This window comes from Nonomuraea sp. B10E15 (genome assembly GCF_039871615.1).
Lineage (GTDB): Bacteria > Actinomycetota > Actinomycetes > Streptosporangiales > Streptosporangiaceae > Nonomuraea.
Genome location: NZ_JBDPMB010000013.1, coordinates 249,148 through 262,673, shown reverse-complemented (window position 1 = coordinate 262,673; position 13,526 = coordinate 249,148). Strand labels below are relative to the sequence as shown.

Sequence of the window (13,526 nt, the reverse complement as noted above, 5' to 3'; positions counted from 1 at the left end):
GACCGTCCGGGAGTGGACGTGCGCCTGCGGCGCGGTCCACGACCGGGACGTGAACGCGGCCAAGAACGTGCTCGCCGCCGGGCTGGCGGAGAGCTGAAACGCCTGTGGAGCCGGTGTAAGACCTCAACGAGAGTCCTCTCGGGCGGGCAACCGGCGGTGAAGCAGGAAGACCAACCGGCGACGGTTGGAATCCCCCGGCTTCAGCCGTGGGGAGGAAGTCAACGTTTGAAGATGAACGCTCTCGGCGCGTGCGCCATCGCCGAGCGCAGGGCTCCCGCCGCGCTCAGCTCCCCGCTGATGACGAGCGGATAGATGGTGGACGCCGAGAGGGTGCGGCGGAAGAACCGGCCTGCCGAGCCGGCGCCCAGCAGCGTCTCCGTGACCTTCGTGGCGGGGAAGAACCTGCGCACGTCGCTCAGGGCCTTGATGCCGCCGTTGTAGGCGAACTCGGCGGCGAAGTGCTTGCCCGCGTACTCGAAGAGGTTGCCCATGGGCTGGCCGGTGGCGGCGGAGCTGGCGGCGTGCACGCCGGTCTTGAGCACGGCCCACGTGACGGAGTCGGCCAGCGCGTCGAGCCCTTCGCCCACCACGTAGGTGCCGACGCGGCGCTTGCCCACCCGCAGTTCCAGGATCATCTTGGTGATCTTCTGGAACAGGGTGCGCTCCAGCTTGGCCCTGGCGACCAGCATGTTGAACGCCCGCTGCGCCACGAGCCTGGCCGCCGGGTAGATGAAGCCGAACATCATGGTGAAGGCGAGGGCGGCCAGCTGGGTGCCGATGATCCAGAGTTGTTCCCGGTGCCTGTCGACCGCGTCGGCGTACTCGTCGCAGCCGTCGGCCAGCTCGTGCAGCTCCTCCTGCAGGGCCGCGTAGCGGGGGGCGAGCTCGTACGGCCACACGTCCGCGAACCGGTCCACGGCCCTGCTGTCGTTCTTCGTTCGGGCCTCGGCGACGGCGGCCTCGGTGCGGGCAGCGACCTTGCCGATCGAGCCGGCCAGGTCGCGCAGGGCCTCGGCGCGCGCCCTCAGGTTGGACGTGTCGGCCTCGGGCACGTGCACCTCGGCGAACCAGGCGAGCGCCTGGAAGGGGTCGAGCATCAGGCGCCTTCCCTGGGCGGTGGCGCCTGCGGGATCGGCGGCTGCGCGATGTCGGGGATCTCCGGAAGCGTCCGGATGATCTGCTGTTCCAGGTGGTCCCACAGCTCGTCGAAGTCGCGCAGGCCGGCCGCCGAGATGAAGCTCTTGTCCGCGATGCGGCGCATGGCGTCGGTCAGGGAGTCGTAGCCGTCGGCGTACCACTCGGCGAAGGTGCGGCCCTGGTCGTCACCCCCCACCAGGCCGGACGTGCCGGCCATCGCCGTGGCCGCGCGCTGTAACGCCACCACCTGGTCGCCGGTCCTGTCGAAGAGCCAGGCGAGGTCGCGGATCGACCACCAGTCGATCTGGACCTGGTCACCGCGGCCCCCGGCCGGGGAGCACGGAGCCTGTCCGGCGGGCGCGGGCGCGGGCTCCGGCGGCGGGGCGGGGTCGCTCGTCGCGCTCTCCGACGGTGACGGCGTGCCGCTCGGGGTCTGCGAAGGCTCGGGGGCCGGGCTGTCCGAGGGCGTCGGGGTCCCCGACGGGGTGGGGGTCTCCGAGGGGATCGGGGTTTCCGAAGGCGTCGGAGTCTCCGAAGGCGTCGGAGTCTCCGAAGGCGTCGGAGTCTCCGAAGGCGTCGGAGTCTCCGAAGGGGTGGGGGTCTCCGAAGGGGTGGGGGTCTCCGACGGGCTGGGGCGGCGGGTGGGGGACGGGGTGGGGGACGCGGTGGGCGAGGCCGTGGGGCCGGGGGTGGTTGCCGGGTCGGGCTCACTGGACGGATCCGCCATCGACCCCTCCTTCACCAGTAGGCGATCACGCGACGACAGAGAGACAGTGACGGCGACGAACCTCGCACAGGTCAATCTCCAGGAATATAGCGCTAAATCATGTTAAAAGGGCGTTCATCCATGAGGGAGGTTCCACGAGCAGTTCGCCCAGCTCATCGATCGCCTCTCTCTCGACAATCCCCGTACGGGCCGCGTCCTCGACGCGCTCGCACAACGCCGCCTCGCGGACGGCGCCGACGGTCGCGCAGGCGCTCTTGAGCCGGTGGGCGAGCGCGCCCGTCTCCGCCGCGTCGCCGGCCTCCCCCGCCCGCCGCAGCTCGTCGAACGTCCGCGTCGCGGTGGCGAGGTACGCCTGCGCCACGTCGGCGACCGCCTCCGGTGACAGGCCCGCCAGCTCCGGCGGCAGGCTCGAGTACGCCGCCCACTCCGGGATCCTCGCCAGCACCCTGGGCCAGTCGACCGGCTTGGCCAGGTGGTCGTCCATGCCCGCCTCCAGGCACCGGATCCGGTCGTCCGGCATGGCCGCCGCGGTCATCGCGATGATCGGGGTGTGCCCCTCCTCCCTGCCGCGGATCTCCGCGGTCGCGGCCAGCCCGTCGACCACGGGCAGCTGGCAGTCCATGAACACGAGGTCGTAGCCGCCGGCCAGCACGGCCCGCACCGCCTGCTCGCCGTCGTCCACGGTCTCGACCTCGTGCCCGGCCTGCTGCAGGATGAGCATCGCCACCTGGCGGCTCACCTCGTCGTCCTCGGCCACCAGGATGCGCGTGCCGCCGTCCTTCCCCTCGGCCTGCGTGCCCTCGCCGGGATCGCCGGGGGCATCGGCCGTGCCCAGGGCGTTCTCCACGGCGGCGAGCAGCCGGCGGCGGCTGAGCGGCCGGGTGATCGACTGCACGGCGCGCTCCCCCGAGGCGCCCGGCCAGGCGAACCCCGAGCGGCCCGGCGTCACGACCACGACGACGCTGGTGGCCTGGAGCAGCGGGTCGGTGAGGATCACGTGCGCGAGCGACTCCGACTCGCCGAGGTCCAGGGCGACGACCGCCAGCTCGTACGGCCGCCCGCTCGCGGCGGCGGCCCGCAGCAGCGTCAGCGCGGACGCCTCGTCCTTGGTCTCCTCCACGGCGAGCCCCGCCTCCGCCAGGGACCTCCCTGCCAGGGTGCGGTCCTGGGGGCGCGGGTCCGCGACGAGCACGCGCCGCCCCTCCAGCGCCTCCGGGTTCGGCTCCGACCACGTCAGGACGTCGACCGGCAGGGTCGCCCAGAACCGGCTGCCCACGCCCTCCACGCTGTCCAGCCCGATCCGCCCGCCCATGAGCTCGATGAGCTGCCTGCTGATGGCCAGGCCCAGGCCGCTGCCGCCGGTCCTGCGGGTGATCGGCGAGTCGACCTGGCGGAAGACGCCGAAGACCCGATCACGGTCGTCAGGGCCGACGCCGATCCCGGTGTCGGCGACCGCGAACCGCAGCACCGCCCGTTCGTCGCCGGGACTGCCCTCGTCCAGCGTGACGTGCAGGTCGACCCCGCCCTGGACGGTGAACTTGAGCGCGTTGCCGACCAGGTTCGTGAGCACCTGGCGCAGCCGCGCGGGGTCGCCGGCCACCTGCCGCGGCACGCCCTCGTCGAGCCGGAGCGTGAGCCAGAGCCCCTGCTCGTAGGCGTGCGGCGCGAAGGGCGCGACCACCTCGTCGCAGAGCCGCGGCAGGTCGAACGGCGCCGCCTCGACCTGCAGGTGGCCCGCCTCGATCCTGGACAGGTCGAGGAAGTCGTCGAGCAGGCGCAGCACGTTCCTGGCCGCGCCCTGGGCCGTGGCGGTGTAGTGGCGCTGCTCGTCGTCCAGCCGGGTGCCCATGAGCAGGGAGTTCATGCCGAGCACGCCGTTGATCGGGGTGCGGATCTCGTGGCTGATCTTGGCGAGGAACTCGGACTTCGCGCTGGAGGCGTTGACCGCGTCGTCCCTGGCGGCGGCCAGTTCGGCCGCGTACCTGGCCAGCGTGGCCTGCGCCCGGCGGCGGCCGTGCTCGCTGCGGATCTGCAGGCCGAGACCGATGAGGATGAGCAGCGCCAGCAGGGCCGCGACGGCGAGCACGTTGGACCTGAGCTGTTCGGCGGAGGCCAGCGCGGCGGCGGCCGGCACCTCGGCGGTGACCGTCCAGCCGATGCCGGGGATCGGCTCGGACGCCGACAACACCGTGCCGTCGATGCCGCGGAACGTGCCGTTCCAGGTGCGCCCGGCGAGCGCCGCGTCGACCCGCGGGTCCTCGCGCAGGGAGGTGAGGGCGTACAGCTTCCTGCCGGGGTCGGCGACGAGCACGCCGGCCTGGTCGGTGATCAGCAGCCTGATGCCCTGCGCGTTCGCGGCCTGCTCGGCGAACTCCTGGATGGCGTCCAGGCTGTAGACGACCGTGAGGATGCCGAGCATGCGCTCGCCGTCGGCGCTCGGGATGGGCGCGGCCACGGCGACGGCTCTGGACACGCCGACCATCGTGGGCGTGTACGCCTGGGAGACGTGGGCCTGCCGCCGGTCGCGCACGGCGCGGTACCAGTCGGTGTTGCCGATGTCCTGGGGCAGGCCGCTCGGCGGTTCGGCGCCCATCATGTCGCCGTCGGGCGTGATCAGGATGAGGCCGCTGACGCCGTCGCGCTGCCGTTCGAGCTGGTCGAGGAAGCCGCGCATGGACGTGGTGGTGACGCGCCCGACGGCCTCGCGGACCTGGGGGCGTTGCGCGAACGCGGTGACGAGTTGTTTGAGCGAGTCCATCTGCTGCTCCACCACGACCCGGCTCACCGAGGCGGTGGTCCTGACCCGGTCGGTGACCTCGTCCCGCACCGCCTGCTCCGACAGGGAGATGCTGGAGGAGGTGAGCAGCGCCAGGGGCAGCAGGCCGAGTAACGTCCACAGGGCCGTGACCGCGAGCAGCCATCTCACCGGCGTCCGTCCCTTCCCGCTGTCGTCCGCGTACAGATTAGGAGGAAACGGGCGTCAGCGGCGGATCGTGATGAGCAGAAAGAGCAAAAGTCGATCTTTTGTGATAAAAGCCCCCTAAGCTGCTAGAACCCCCTAACAGCAGGACGAGGAGCGTGGCGATGCCTGAGCCCAGGGACATCACCGTTCTCATCGTGGACGACGATCCGGTCGTCACCGCGGCACTGCACGCGCAGGTGAACCGGGTCCTGGGCTTCAGGGTGGTGGGCATCGCCCACAGCGGGCACGCGGCGCTCGCCGCCGCCGCCCGGTTCGCGCCCCGGCTGGTCCTGCTCGACCTGCACCTGCCGGACCTGCCGGGGCTCGAAGTGGCGCACCGGCTGCGCCGGCCCGACCAGCCGCCCGCCGACGTCATCGTGATCTCCGGCCGCAAGGAGTCCGCCACGGTCCGCGCGGCCATCCAGCGCGGGGCCCTGTACTACCTGGTCAAGCCGACCCGGGCGGGCACGCTGGAGCAGACGCTGCTGCGGTACGCGGCGACGGTCGCGCAGCTGGAGTCTGGTGGCCGCTTCGCCGAGCAGCAGGAGATCGACCGGATCTTCCGCTCGCTCCACCTCGACCAGGGGGCCCGGCCCAAGAGCATCTCCGCCGCCACCGAGCAGGCGGTGCTCGACGCGCTGGCCGGCGTCGACGAGGACGCCTCCGCGCACGAGCTCGGCGAGCTGATCGGCGTCAGCCGGGCCACCGCCCGCCGCTATCTGGAGCACCTGGCCGAGCGCGGCCTGGTGGAGGGGCGGCCGAGATACGGCCCCACCGGCCGCCCGCAGCACCGGTACCGCGTACGGTGACCGCGCTCAGGGCGCTGCTCGCCGTGCTGTTATGCCTGCTGGCCGCAGGTTGCGGCGAGGCGAGCCCGTTCCCCGACGGCTCCACCATGAAGCGGATCAGGGATCGCGGCGTCCTCACCGTGGGCATCAAGTTCGACCAGCCGCTGTTCGGCTACAAGGACCCGGCCAGCGGCCGGATCACCGGCTTCGACGCGGAGATCGCCCGGCTGGTGGCCAAGGACCTCACCGGCAGCGAGCGCAACATCCGCTTCGTCGAGACCGTGTCACGCGAGCGGGAGAACTTCCTCAAGCAGGAGGTCGTGGACCTCGTCATCGCCACGTACTCGATCACGCCGGCCCGGGCCGAGCTGGTCACCTTCACCGACCCGTACTACTACGCCGGGCAGGACATGCTGGTCAGGTCCGGCGACTCCACCATCCGCGAGGTGTCCGACCTCGACGGCAAGCGGGTCTGCACGGCCAAGGGCTCCACGTCCGTCGAGCGGCTGCGCACCCTCCTGCCCGGCGCCGACCTCGAGATCGTCGACGTCTACAGCGTGTGCGTGCCGGCGCTCATCTCCGGGCGCATCGACGCGGTCAGCACCGACGACACCATCCTGCACGGGCTGATGGCCCAGCATCCCGACACGCTGCGGCTCGTGGGCAAGCCGTTCGGGCGCGAGCCGTACGGGATGGGGGTCCGCAAGCAGGACACCGTGTTCCGCGACTACCTCAACGGGCTGATCACGCGCTGGCTGCGTGACGGGCAGTGGGACCGCGCCTTCATGTCCACCATCGGGGTCTCCGGCGCCACCTCGGAGTCGTCGAAACCCGCTAATCGCTGAGCAGAACGCTCACAAGCCTCTGCGCGGAACACGCGCCTCCTACGGTTACGCCAACGCTGACCGACACGAGGAGCGTGACGCATGACCCAGGCGGACCTGATCGTCCTGGACCAGGTCAACAAGCGCTACGGCGAGCACCATGTGCTCAGGGACGTGAACCTGACCGTCAAGCAGGGCGAGGTCGTAGTGATCATCGGCCCGTCCGGGGCGGGCAAATCGACCCTGTGCCGCGCGATCAACCGGCTGGAGACCATCGACTCCGGCGTGATCAGCGTGGACGGGACCCCGCTGCCCGCCGAAGGGCGGCAGCTCGCCCGGCTCCGCGCCGAAGTGGGCATGGTCTTCCAGTCCTTCAACCTGTTCGCGCACAAGACCGTCCTGGACAACGTCGTCCTCGGGCAGGTCCACGTGCTCGGGCGGCCCAAGGACGAGGCCGTGCGCAAGGCCCGGGAGCTGCTCGACCGGGTCGGCATCGGCGGCCAGGCGGCCAAGTTCCCCGCCCAGCTCTCCGGCGGGCAGCAGCAGCGGGTGGCCATCGCCAGGGCGCTGGCCATGGACCCCAAGGTGATCCTCTTCGACGAGCCCACCTCGGCGCTCGACCCGGAGATGGTCAACGAGGTGCTCGAGGTGATGACGGCGCTGGCGCGCGACGGCATGACCATGGTCGTCGTCACCCACGAGATGGGCTTCGCCAGGCGCGCGGCCGACCGCGTGGTGTTCATGGCCGACGGCGAGATCGTCGAGCAGGACACCCCCGACGGCTTCTTCGGCGCCCCGAGCAGCGAGCGCGCCCAGTCCTTCCTCGCCAAGATCCTCACGCACTAAGGAGTGTCATGTTCGGCAGATCCCTCTATGCCGTTTTCGCCGTCGTCACGCTGGCCACCGCCTGCGGCGGCGGCCAGGAGAGCTACGCCTCCGTCGTGGACAAGGCCAAGAACGCCAAGAAGCTGGTCATCGGCGTGAAGGCGGACCAGCCCGGGCTCGGGCTGCGCACCCCCAACGGCGACTTCTCCGGATTCGACATCGAGGTCGCCACGTACGTCGCCAAGCAGCTCGGGGTCGAGGCGAAGGACATCACCTGGAAGGAGACCGTCTCCGCCAACCGGGAGGCGTTCATCGAGCAGGGCCAGGTGGACATGGTGGTGGCCACGTACTCCATCACCGACGCCAGGAAGCAGAAGGTGTCCTTCGCCGGACCGTACTTCGTGGCCGGGCAGGACCTGCTGGTGCGGGCCGCCGACGCGGCGCTGACAGGGCCGGAGGCACTCAACGGCAAGAAGTTGTGCTCCGTCGCCGGCTCCACCCCGGCGCAGAAGGTCAAGTCGGAGTACGCCAAGGAGGTGCAACTGCAGGAGGAGCGGACGTACTCGGCGTGCGTGGACCGCGTCCTCGGCGGCCAGCTCGACGCCATCACCACCGACGACGTGATCCTCGCCGGCTACGCCGCCCAGCACGGCGGCAAGCTCAAGGTGGTCGGCAAGCCGTTCAGCACCGAGAAGTACGGCATCGGGCTGAAGAAGGACGACACGGCCGGGCGCAAGGCGGTCAACGACGCGCTGGAGAAGATGTTCTCCGACGGGAGCTGGACGAAGGCGCTGCAGGCCAGCGTCGGCTCCTCGGGCTTCACCCTGCCGGAGGCCCCGAAGCTGGAGCGGTACTGATCCCATGGACGCGCTGCTGATCGAGGGCGACACCGTCTTCGCCGCGTTCTGGATGACGGTACGGCTGACGGCCGTCAGCGCGCTCGGCTCCCTCGTGCTGGGGGTGCTGCTGACGGCCATGCGGGTGGCGCCGCTCGCCTCCCTGCGCGGCGCCGCGAGCGTCTACGTGTCCGTGGCCCGCAACACGCCGCTCACCCTGGTGCTGCTCTTCACCGGGCTCGGCGTCGGCGCGAACCTCGGCGTGGAGCTGTCCGACGACATCGCGACCAACAACTTCTGGCTCGCCGTCATCGGGCTGACCGCCTACACCTCGGCGTTCGTCTGCGAGGCCCTGCGCTCCGGGCTCAACACGGTGCCGGTCGGCCAGGCCGAGGCCGCCAGGTCGCTGGGGCTCGGCTTCGTCAAGACGCTCGGGCTCATCACGCTGCCGCAGGCGTTCCGCTCCGTCGTGGCGCCGCTGGGCAGCATCATGATCGCGCTGACCAAGAACACCACGATCGCGCTGGTGGTGGGCGTGAGCGAGGCGTCCGTGCGGATGCGCGAGATGATCGAGACGTACGGGGACCAGGTGATCGAGATCTTCTTCGGCTTCGCCGCCGGATTCGTGCTGCTCTGCCTGCCCATGGGCCTGGCGTTCGGCTGGTTGTCGCGGCGGATGGCGGTGGCGCGATGACGTACGCGAACCTCTACGAGCCCCCCGGGCCGCGCGGGATCCGGCGCAACCGGACGCTGGCCGCGGGCGTGGCGATCGTGCTGCTGGCGGTGGCGTACTTCGTCTTCGTGCGCTTCGACGAGAAGGACCAGTGGGCCGCCGACAAGTGGGCCCCGCTGCTGCGCGGCGACGTCTGGGCCACGTTCATCCTGCCCGGCCTGGCCGGGACGCTGGCCGCGGCCGTGACCGGAGTGGTGCTGGCCGGGCTGTTCGGGATCGTGTTCGCCACCGCCCGGATGTCCGACCACCGGTGGATCCGGGTGCCCGCGGCCGCCGTGGTGGAGTTCTTCAGGTCCGTCCCGCTGCTCCTGCTCATCTTCTTCGCCTTCTTCGGGTCGTTCGCGCTGCTGGGCACGAACATCTCCGCCTTCAGCGCCGTCGTCTTCGGCCTCACCCTCTACAACGGGTCGGTGATCGCGGAGATCATCCGGGCCGGGGTGCAGAGCCTGCCGCGCGGCCAGCGGGAGGCGGCGTACGCGACGGGCATGCGCAAGGGGCAGGTGATGCGGCTCGTCCTGCTGCCGCAGGCGCTGCGGGCCATGATGCCGGCCCTGGTCAGCCAGTTCGTGGTGCTGCTGAAGGACTCGGCGCTCGGGCTGATCGTCGGCTATGACGAGCTGGTGGACCGGGGCCTGAACGGGATCGCGGCCAACTTCTCCAACGTCATCCCGGCGGCGATCCTCATCGCGGCCATCTTCATCCTCATCAACCTCAGCCTCGACCGCCTCGCCCACCGCCTGAGCGCCACCCGCCGGTCCTAGCCCGGGCGCGGGGGGTGCCCCGGCGGGAGGCGGGCGGGATGCCGTACAAAGGGATGCATGCCGACACCCCCAGAGCCCATCAGGACCGGACCGTTCGCCGGGCGCACCGTGGCCGCGCTCGGTCAGGACCTGCGCGAGGGACGCACCACCGCGACCGAGCTGGCCCGCCAGGCGCTCGACGCCGTGGCCGGCCTCGACCAGGCGCTCAACGCGTTCGTCACCGTCGACGCCGCCGGGGCGCTGGAAGCCGCCCGGCGGGCCGACGGCGAGCTGGCCGAGGGCGCCGATCGGGGCCCGCTGCACGGCATCCCGGTCGGCGTGAAAGACCTCATCATGGTCGCGGGCCTGCCCGCGACCATGGGGTCGCGGCACTTCTCCGGACATGTCCCCGACCAGGACGCGGCCTGCGTGACGCGGCTCCGCCAGGCCGGCGCCGTCATCATCGGCATGACCACGACCCACGAGTTCGCCTACGGCCCCACGGGCGACCGCTCGGCCACCGGGCCCTCCCGCAACCCCTGGGATCCCGCGCGCATGTCGGGCGGCTCCAGCGGCGGCAGCGCGGCCGCGGTGGCGGCGGGCATGGTCCCGCTCGCGCTCGGCACCGACACGGGCGGCTCCGTCCGCATCCCGTCCGCGCTGTGCGGGATCGCCGGGTTCAAGCCCGCGTACGACGCCATCCCCTCGGACGGCGTCTTCCCCCTGTCGCGCACGTTCGACCACGTCGGCGTCCTCGCCGCCGACGCCCGCGACTGCCTGCTGGCCTACCGCGCTCTGACCGGACATGAGGCCGAAACTGGCACGGGACCGGACTCCGGGCTGGACACAGGGCTGGACACAGGGCTGGACACAGGGCTGGACGTGGGGCCGGACGCCGGCCGGGTGCGGGTGGCGTGGCTCGATCCGGCCGGGCTGTTCCCCGGTGACGCGCGCGTCGTGCGCGCGGCGCGGGCGGCGTCGGGGGCTGAGGAGGAGGTCCGGCTCGCCGCCGGCGTCGGCGGCGAGCTGTGGGAGACGTACACGACGATCCAGGGGTGCGAGGCGGCCGCCGTGCACGCCGGGCGCCTCGCCGAGGCGCCCGAGCTGTTCGACGCCGAAGTGCTCGACCGCCTGCGGGCCGCCGCCGAGACGCCCGGCTGGCGGTACGTACGCGCCATGGCCGCCCGCGAGCGCCTGGCCCGGACGGTCGGGGAGCTGTTCGGCCGCCACGACGTGCTCGCGTTGCCGGCCGTGCCGATCACCGCGCCCCCGATCGACCGGCGCGAGATCGTGCTCGACGGCGAGAAGGTCACCGTCAGGGCCGCCCTGCTGGCGTACACGAGCCCGTGGAACGTGCTCGGCCTGCCCGCGCTGACCGTACCGGCCGACCAGATGACCGGCCCGATGACCGGACTGGTGGACGGCCTGCCGGTCGGGGTCCAGCTCGTCTGCCGCCCCGGACGGGAGAGGTTGCTGTTCGAGGTGGCCGCCCGCCTCACGCGCTCCTGATCGCGCACCCCCGGGGGACCCGTCCTTGTGCCCGACGTCGGACGTCAGCGCGCGGGCGGGCGCACCGTGAGGGTGCCGCTGCCGGTGTCGAGGTCGTCAAGGATGCGGTAGGCCCCCGGCCCCGCCCCGCGTGGTGATGGCCGCTCGGATCTCGGGGTCGGGGAAGCCGGCGTTGAGGTCGGCGAGCCGGTCCGCGTCATGGCCGGCCAGGTAACCGCGCTGATCCAGGACGTGTTCCCCGGTCTTTGCCCATCCCCTACCAAAGTCGGAGCCGCTCCCCACCGGGGAAGGGCACGGCGCGACCGCGCGCCCGATGTGGCGGACCGGGCCGGCGGGAGAGGCTGACCGACATGAACACCTCCCCGAACGCCCCCGTGCACCCCGCCCCCTCCATGAACACCCCCGTCAGAAGGATCCTCACCGTGCTCGGCGCGTCCGCTGCCGCCCTGGCCGGCTGGGTCCTGGCGGTCCCGGTGGCCGGAATCGCGCTGACCGCGCGGATGGGCGGCGGCGCCGAGCAGGTCGGACCGGCGGCGGTCGTGGTGGCGAGCCTGGTGGCCGGGCTGGCCGGCTGGGCGCTGCTGGCCGTTCTCGAGCGGTTCGTCTCCCGGGCCGGCCGGCTCTGGACGATCGTCGCCCTGGCCGTGCTCGCCCTGTCCCTGCTCGGCCCGCTCGGCAGCGCCGTCGGCGCCGCCTCGACGCTGGTGCTGGTGCTGCTGCACCTGATCGTCGGCGCCGTGCTCGTTCCCGGCCTGCCACGACGATGACCGCACCCCTGCCGGCCCCACGACACAGGAGACCCGACATGACAGTCCTCGCCAGGGCGATCGACGCCACCCGCCGCTACGGCGACGTGCTCGCACTCGACCACGTCTCGCTCGACATCAGAGCGGGGGAAGTGGTCGGCCTGCTCGGCCCGAACGGCGCCGGCAAGTCCACCCTCATCAACCTCTTCGTGGGGCTGCGCCGGCCCACCTCCGGCACGGTGGAGCTGTTCGGCGGCTCGCCGCTGGACCCGGCCATGCGGCGCGGCATCGGCATGACCCCCCAGGAGACGGGCCTGCCCGAGTCGCTGCGCGTCGGCGAGATCGCCGGCTTCGTCTCCGCGCACTTCCCCGACAGCGTCGGGACAGGCGAACTGCTCGACAGGTTCGGCCTCGGCGACCTGGTCAGGCGGCAGGTCGGCGGCCTGTCGGGCGGGCAGCGGCGGCGGCTGGCGGTGGCGCTGGCGTTCGCGGGCAGGCCGCGGCTGGTGTTCCTCGACGAGCCGACGACCGGCCTGGACGTCGAGGCGAGGCGGGCGCTGTGGGAGGGCATCAGGTCCTTCCACGAGGAGGGCGGCACCGTCCTGCTCACCAGCCACTACCTGGAGGAGATCGAGGCCCTGGCCGAACGGGTCCTGGTGGTCGGCAACGGCCGCGTCCTGGCCGACGACAGCGTGCGGGCCGTACGCGGCATGGTGGGCACCCGGCGCGTCTCCCTCGTCGCCGAGCACCTGCCGCACCTGCCGGGCGTGCTCGGCGCCGAACGCTCGGGCGACCGGATCGACCTGGTCGTCAACGACCCCGACCGGCTCGTCGTGGAGCTGGTACGCAGCGGGGTGCCGTTCTCCGGCCTGGAGATCAGGCCGGCCACGCTGGAGGAGGCCTTCCTCACCCTCACCTCGAAGGAGCCCGCACATGTCTGACCTGGTCCTCGCCCACACCCGCTACCTCGTGATCGAGCAGATCCGGGTGCCGATCGCCATCCTGGCCAGCGCGTTCTTCCCGGCCGTCTCGATGGTGGCGTTCGTGGTGCCGTTCGCGGGCCAGGACCCCGTGGCGGCGACGACGGCGACGGGCTCGCTGATGTTCTTCGGCGCCATGTCGGCCGCGCTCATGGGGCTCAGCAGCGCGGTCGCGCAGGATCGCGACCTGCCGTGGAACCCGTACCTGCGCACGCTTCCCGCGGGCCCGTTCCCGCGCTTCGCCGGGCGGATCCTGTCGATGCTGGTCGTCATGCTGCTCTCGGTGATCCCCGTGCTGGTGGTGGCGGCGCTGTTCACGCAGGCCACGATCACGCCGGCCGGGCTGCTGCTGGGGATCGGCGCGCTGGTCGCAGGCGTGGTGCCGTTCATGCTGATGGGGTTGTGCGTCGGCTTCCTGCTGGCCTCGAAGGCCGCCATGGCGGTGTCGCAGCTGCTGTTCTTCCCCATGGCCATCCTCGGCGGGCTGCTGCTGCCGCCGCAGGTCCTGCCGGGGTTCGTGCAGGCCGTCTCGCCGTACGTGCCCACCAGGGGCGCGGCCGAGCTGATCTGGTGGGCGATCGCCGGCGCCCGGCCGGGCGTGGTGCCGCTGGTCATGCTGGCCGTCTGGACCGGCGCCATGGTGGCCGCCGCCGCCTGGGCCTACCGCCGCGACGAGGGCAGGCGCTTCACCTGACCGGCCGGCCGGGAACGGCGAAGGA

Annotated in this window: 15 protein-coding genes; 11 read left to right on the top strand and 4 right to left on the bottom strand. The window is 72.0% G+C overall.

The window, feature by feature from the left end; genetic code table 11:
• On the top strand, positions 1 to 97 hold a 97-nt coding region (locus ABGB14_RS31670), incomplete at its 5' end, for a zinc ribbon domain-containing protein (protein ID WP_347647505.1).
• A 121-nt stretch (positions 98 to 218) separates the two neighbouring features.
• Here the strand turns inward: ABGB14_RS31670 and ABGB14_RS31665 are convergent.
• From ABGB14_RS31665 to ABGB14_RS31655, 3 genes are all read right to left on the bottom strand, one after another.
• Positions 219 to 1,097 (bottom strand): hypothetical protein, encoded by an 879-nt coding sequence (locus tag ABGB14_RS31665; RefSeq protein WP_347647499.1) that lies wholly within the window; start codon positions 1,095 to 1,097, stop codon positions 219 to 221.
• Complete coding sequence (locus tag ABGB14_RS31660) at positions 1,097 to 1,864, bottom strand: hypothetical protein (RefSeq protein WP_347647498.1); 768 nt, start codon at positions 1,862 to 1,864, stop codon at positions 1,097 to 1,099. The genes ABGB14_RS31665 and ABGB14_RS31660 overlap by 1 nt, the downstream gene beginning before the upstream one ends.
• A 97-nt stretch (positions 1,865 to 1,961) precedes the next feature.
• Entirely contained in the window at positions 1,962 to 4,790 is a 2,829-nt protein-coding gene (locus ABGB14_RS31655) for a response regulator (protein WP_347647497.1), read from the bottom strand.
• A 158-nt stretch (positions 4,791 to 4,948) separates the two neighbouring features.
• Here ABGB14_RS31655 and ABGB14_RS31650 point away from each other — a divergent pair, with 158 nt between their 5' ends.
• From ABGB14_RS31650 to ABGB14_RS31620, 7 genes are all read left to right on the top strand, one after another.
• Entirely contained in the window at positions 4,949 to 5,635 is a 687-nt protein-coding gene (locus ABGB14_RS31650) for a response regulator (RefSeq protein ID WP_132606428.1), read from the top strand.
• On the top strand, positions 5,632 to 6,459 hold the full coding sequence (locus ABGB14_RS31645; RefSeq protein ID WP_347647496.1) for a glutamate ABC transporter substrate-binding protein: 828 nt from the start codon (positions 5,632 to 5,634) through the stop codon (positions 6,457 to 6,459). Before ABGB14_RS31650 ends, ABGB14_RS31645 begins: the two co-directional genes overlap by 4 nt.
• A gap of 81 nt (positions 6,460 to 6,540) precedes the next feature.
• Complete coding sequence (locus tag ABGB14_RS31640; RefSeq protein WP_347647495.1) at positions 6,541 to 7,284, top strand: amino acid ABC transporter ATP-binding protein; 744 nt, start codon at positions 6,541 to 6,543, stop codon at positions 7,282 to 7,284.
• An 8-nt stretch (positions 7,285 to 7,292) separates the two neighbouring features.
• Complete coding sequence (locus tag ABGB14_RS31635; RefSeq protein WP_347647494.1) at positions 7,293 to 8,120, top strand: glutamate ABC transporter substrate-binding protein; 828 nt, start codon at positions 7,293 to 7,295, stop codon at positions 8,118 to 8,120.
• A 4-nt stretch (positions 8,121 to 8,124) separates the two neighbouring features.
• On the top strand, positions 8,125 to 8,793 hold the full coding sequence (locus ABGB14_RS31630; protein WP_347647493.1) for an amino acid ABC transporter permease: 669 nt from the start codon (positions 8,125 to 8,127) through the stop codon (positions 8,791 to 8,793).
• On the top strand, positions 8,790 to 9,593 hold the full coding sequence (locus tag ABGB14_RS31625; protein WP_347647492.1) for an amino acid ABC transporter permease: 804 nt from the start codon (positions 8,790 to 8,792) through the stop codon (positions 9,591 to 9,593). Before ABGB14_RS31630 ends, ABGB14_RS31625 begins: the two co-directional genes overlap by 4 nt.
• Positions 9,594 to 9,650: 57 nt before the next feature.
• A complete protein-coding gene (locus tag ABGB14_RS31620) occupies positions 9,651 to 11,081 on the top strand; it encodes an amidase (protein WP_347647491.1) in 1,431 nt (476 codons plus the stop codon).
• A gap of 96 nt (positions 11,082 to 11,177) precedes the next feature.
• Here ABGB14_RS31620 and ABGB14_RS31615 read toward each other — a convergent pair whose 3' ends face one another.
• Positions 11,178 to 11,363, bottom strand: coding sequence for an LD-carboxypeptidase (locus ABGB14_RS31615; protein ID WP_347647490.1), 186 nt, complete (start codon positions 11,361 to 11,363; stop codon positions 11,178 to 11,180).
• Positions 11,364 to 11,431: 68 nt separating this feature from the next.
• Here ABGB14_RS31615 and ABGB14_RS31610 point away from each other — a divergent pair, with 68 nt between their 5' ends.
• The 3 genes from ABGB14_RS31610 to ABGB14_RS31600 are packed head-to-tail and all read left to right on the top strand — an operon-like array spanning position 11,432 to position 13,501.
• Positions 11,432 to 11,848 (top strand): DUF6069 family protein, encoded by a 417-nt coding sequence (locus ABGB14_RS31610; protein WP_347647489.1) that lies wholly within the window; start codon positions 11,432 to 11,434, stop codon positions 11,846 to 11,848.
• Positions 11,849 to 11,886: 38 nt separating this feature from the next.
• Entirely contained in the window at positions 11,887 to 12,768 is an 882-nt protein-coding gene (locus ABGB14_RS31605) for an ABC transporter ATP-binding protein (RefSeq protein WP_347647488.1), read from the top strand.
• Positions 12,761 to 13,501, top strand: a complete 741-nt coding sequence (locus ABGB14_RS31600) for an ABC transporter permease (RefSeq protein WP_347647487.1) — start codon at positions 12,761 to 12,763, stop codon at positions 13,499 to 13,501. Before ABGB14_RS31605 ends, ABGB14_RS31600 begins: the two co-directional genes overlap by 8 nt.
• Positions 13,502 to 13,526 lie beyond the last annotated feature (25 nt).

What these genes read in the sequence shown, in the direction of transcription:
- ABGB14_RS31610 (WP_347647489.1), top strand. Translation starts at nt 11,432, where the DNA reads ATGAACACCTCCCCGAACGCCCCCGTGCACCCCGCCCCCTCCATGAAC.
- ABGB14_RS31650 (WP_132606428.1), top strand. Translation starts at nt 4,949, where the DNA reads ATGCCTGAGCCCAGGGACATCACCGTTCTCATCGTGGACGACGATCCG.
- ABGB14_RS31635 (WP_347647494.1), top strand. Translation starts at nt 7,293, where the DNA reads ATGTTCGGCAGATCCCTCTATGCCGTTTTCGCCGTCGTCACGCTGGCC.
- ABGB14_RS31640 (WP_347647495.1), top strand. Translation starts at nt 6,541, where the DNA reads ATGACCCAGGCGGACCTGATCGTCCTGGACCAGGTCAACAAGCGCTAC.
- ABGB14_RS31605 (WP_347647488.1), top strand. Translation starts at nt 11,887, where the DNA reads ATGACAGTCCTCGCCAGGGCGATCGACGCCACCCGCCGCTACGGCGAC.
- ABGB14_RS31630 (WP_347647493.1), top strand. Translation starts at nt 8,125, where the DNA reads ATGGACGCGCTGCTGATCGAGGGCGACACCGTCTTCGCCGCGTTCTGG.
- ABGB14_RS31600 (WP_347647487.1), top strand. Translation starts at nt 12,761, where the DNA reads ATGTCTGACCTGGTCCTCGCCCACACCCGCTACCTCGTGATCGAGCAG.
- ABGB14_RS31660 (WP_347647498.1), bottom strand. Translation starts at nt 1,864, where the DNA reads ATGGCGGATCCGTCCAGTGAGCCCGACCCGGCAACCACCCCCGGCCCC.
- ABGB14_RS31620 (WP_347647491.1), top strand. Translation starts at nt 9,651, where the DNA reads ATGCCGACACCCCCAGAGCCCATCAGGACCGGACCGTTCGCCGGGCGC.
- ABGB14_RS31625 (WP_347647492.1), top strand. Translation starts at nt 8,790, where the DNA reads ATGACGTACGCGAACCTCTACGAGCCCCCCGGGCCGCGCGGGATCCGG.
- ABGB14_RS31665 (WP_347647499.1), bottom strand. Translation starts at nt 1,097, where the DNA reads ATGCTCGACCCCTTCCAGGCGCTCGCCTGGTTCGCCGAGGTGCACGTG.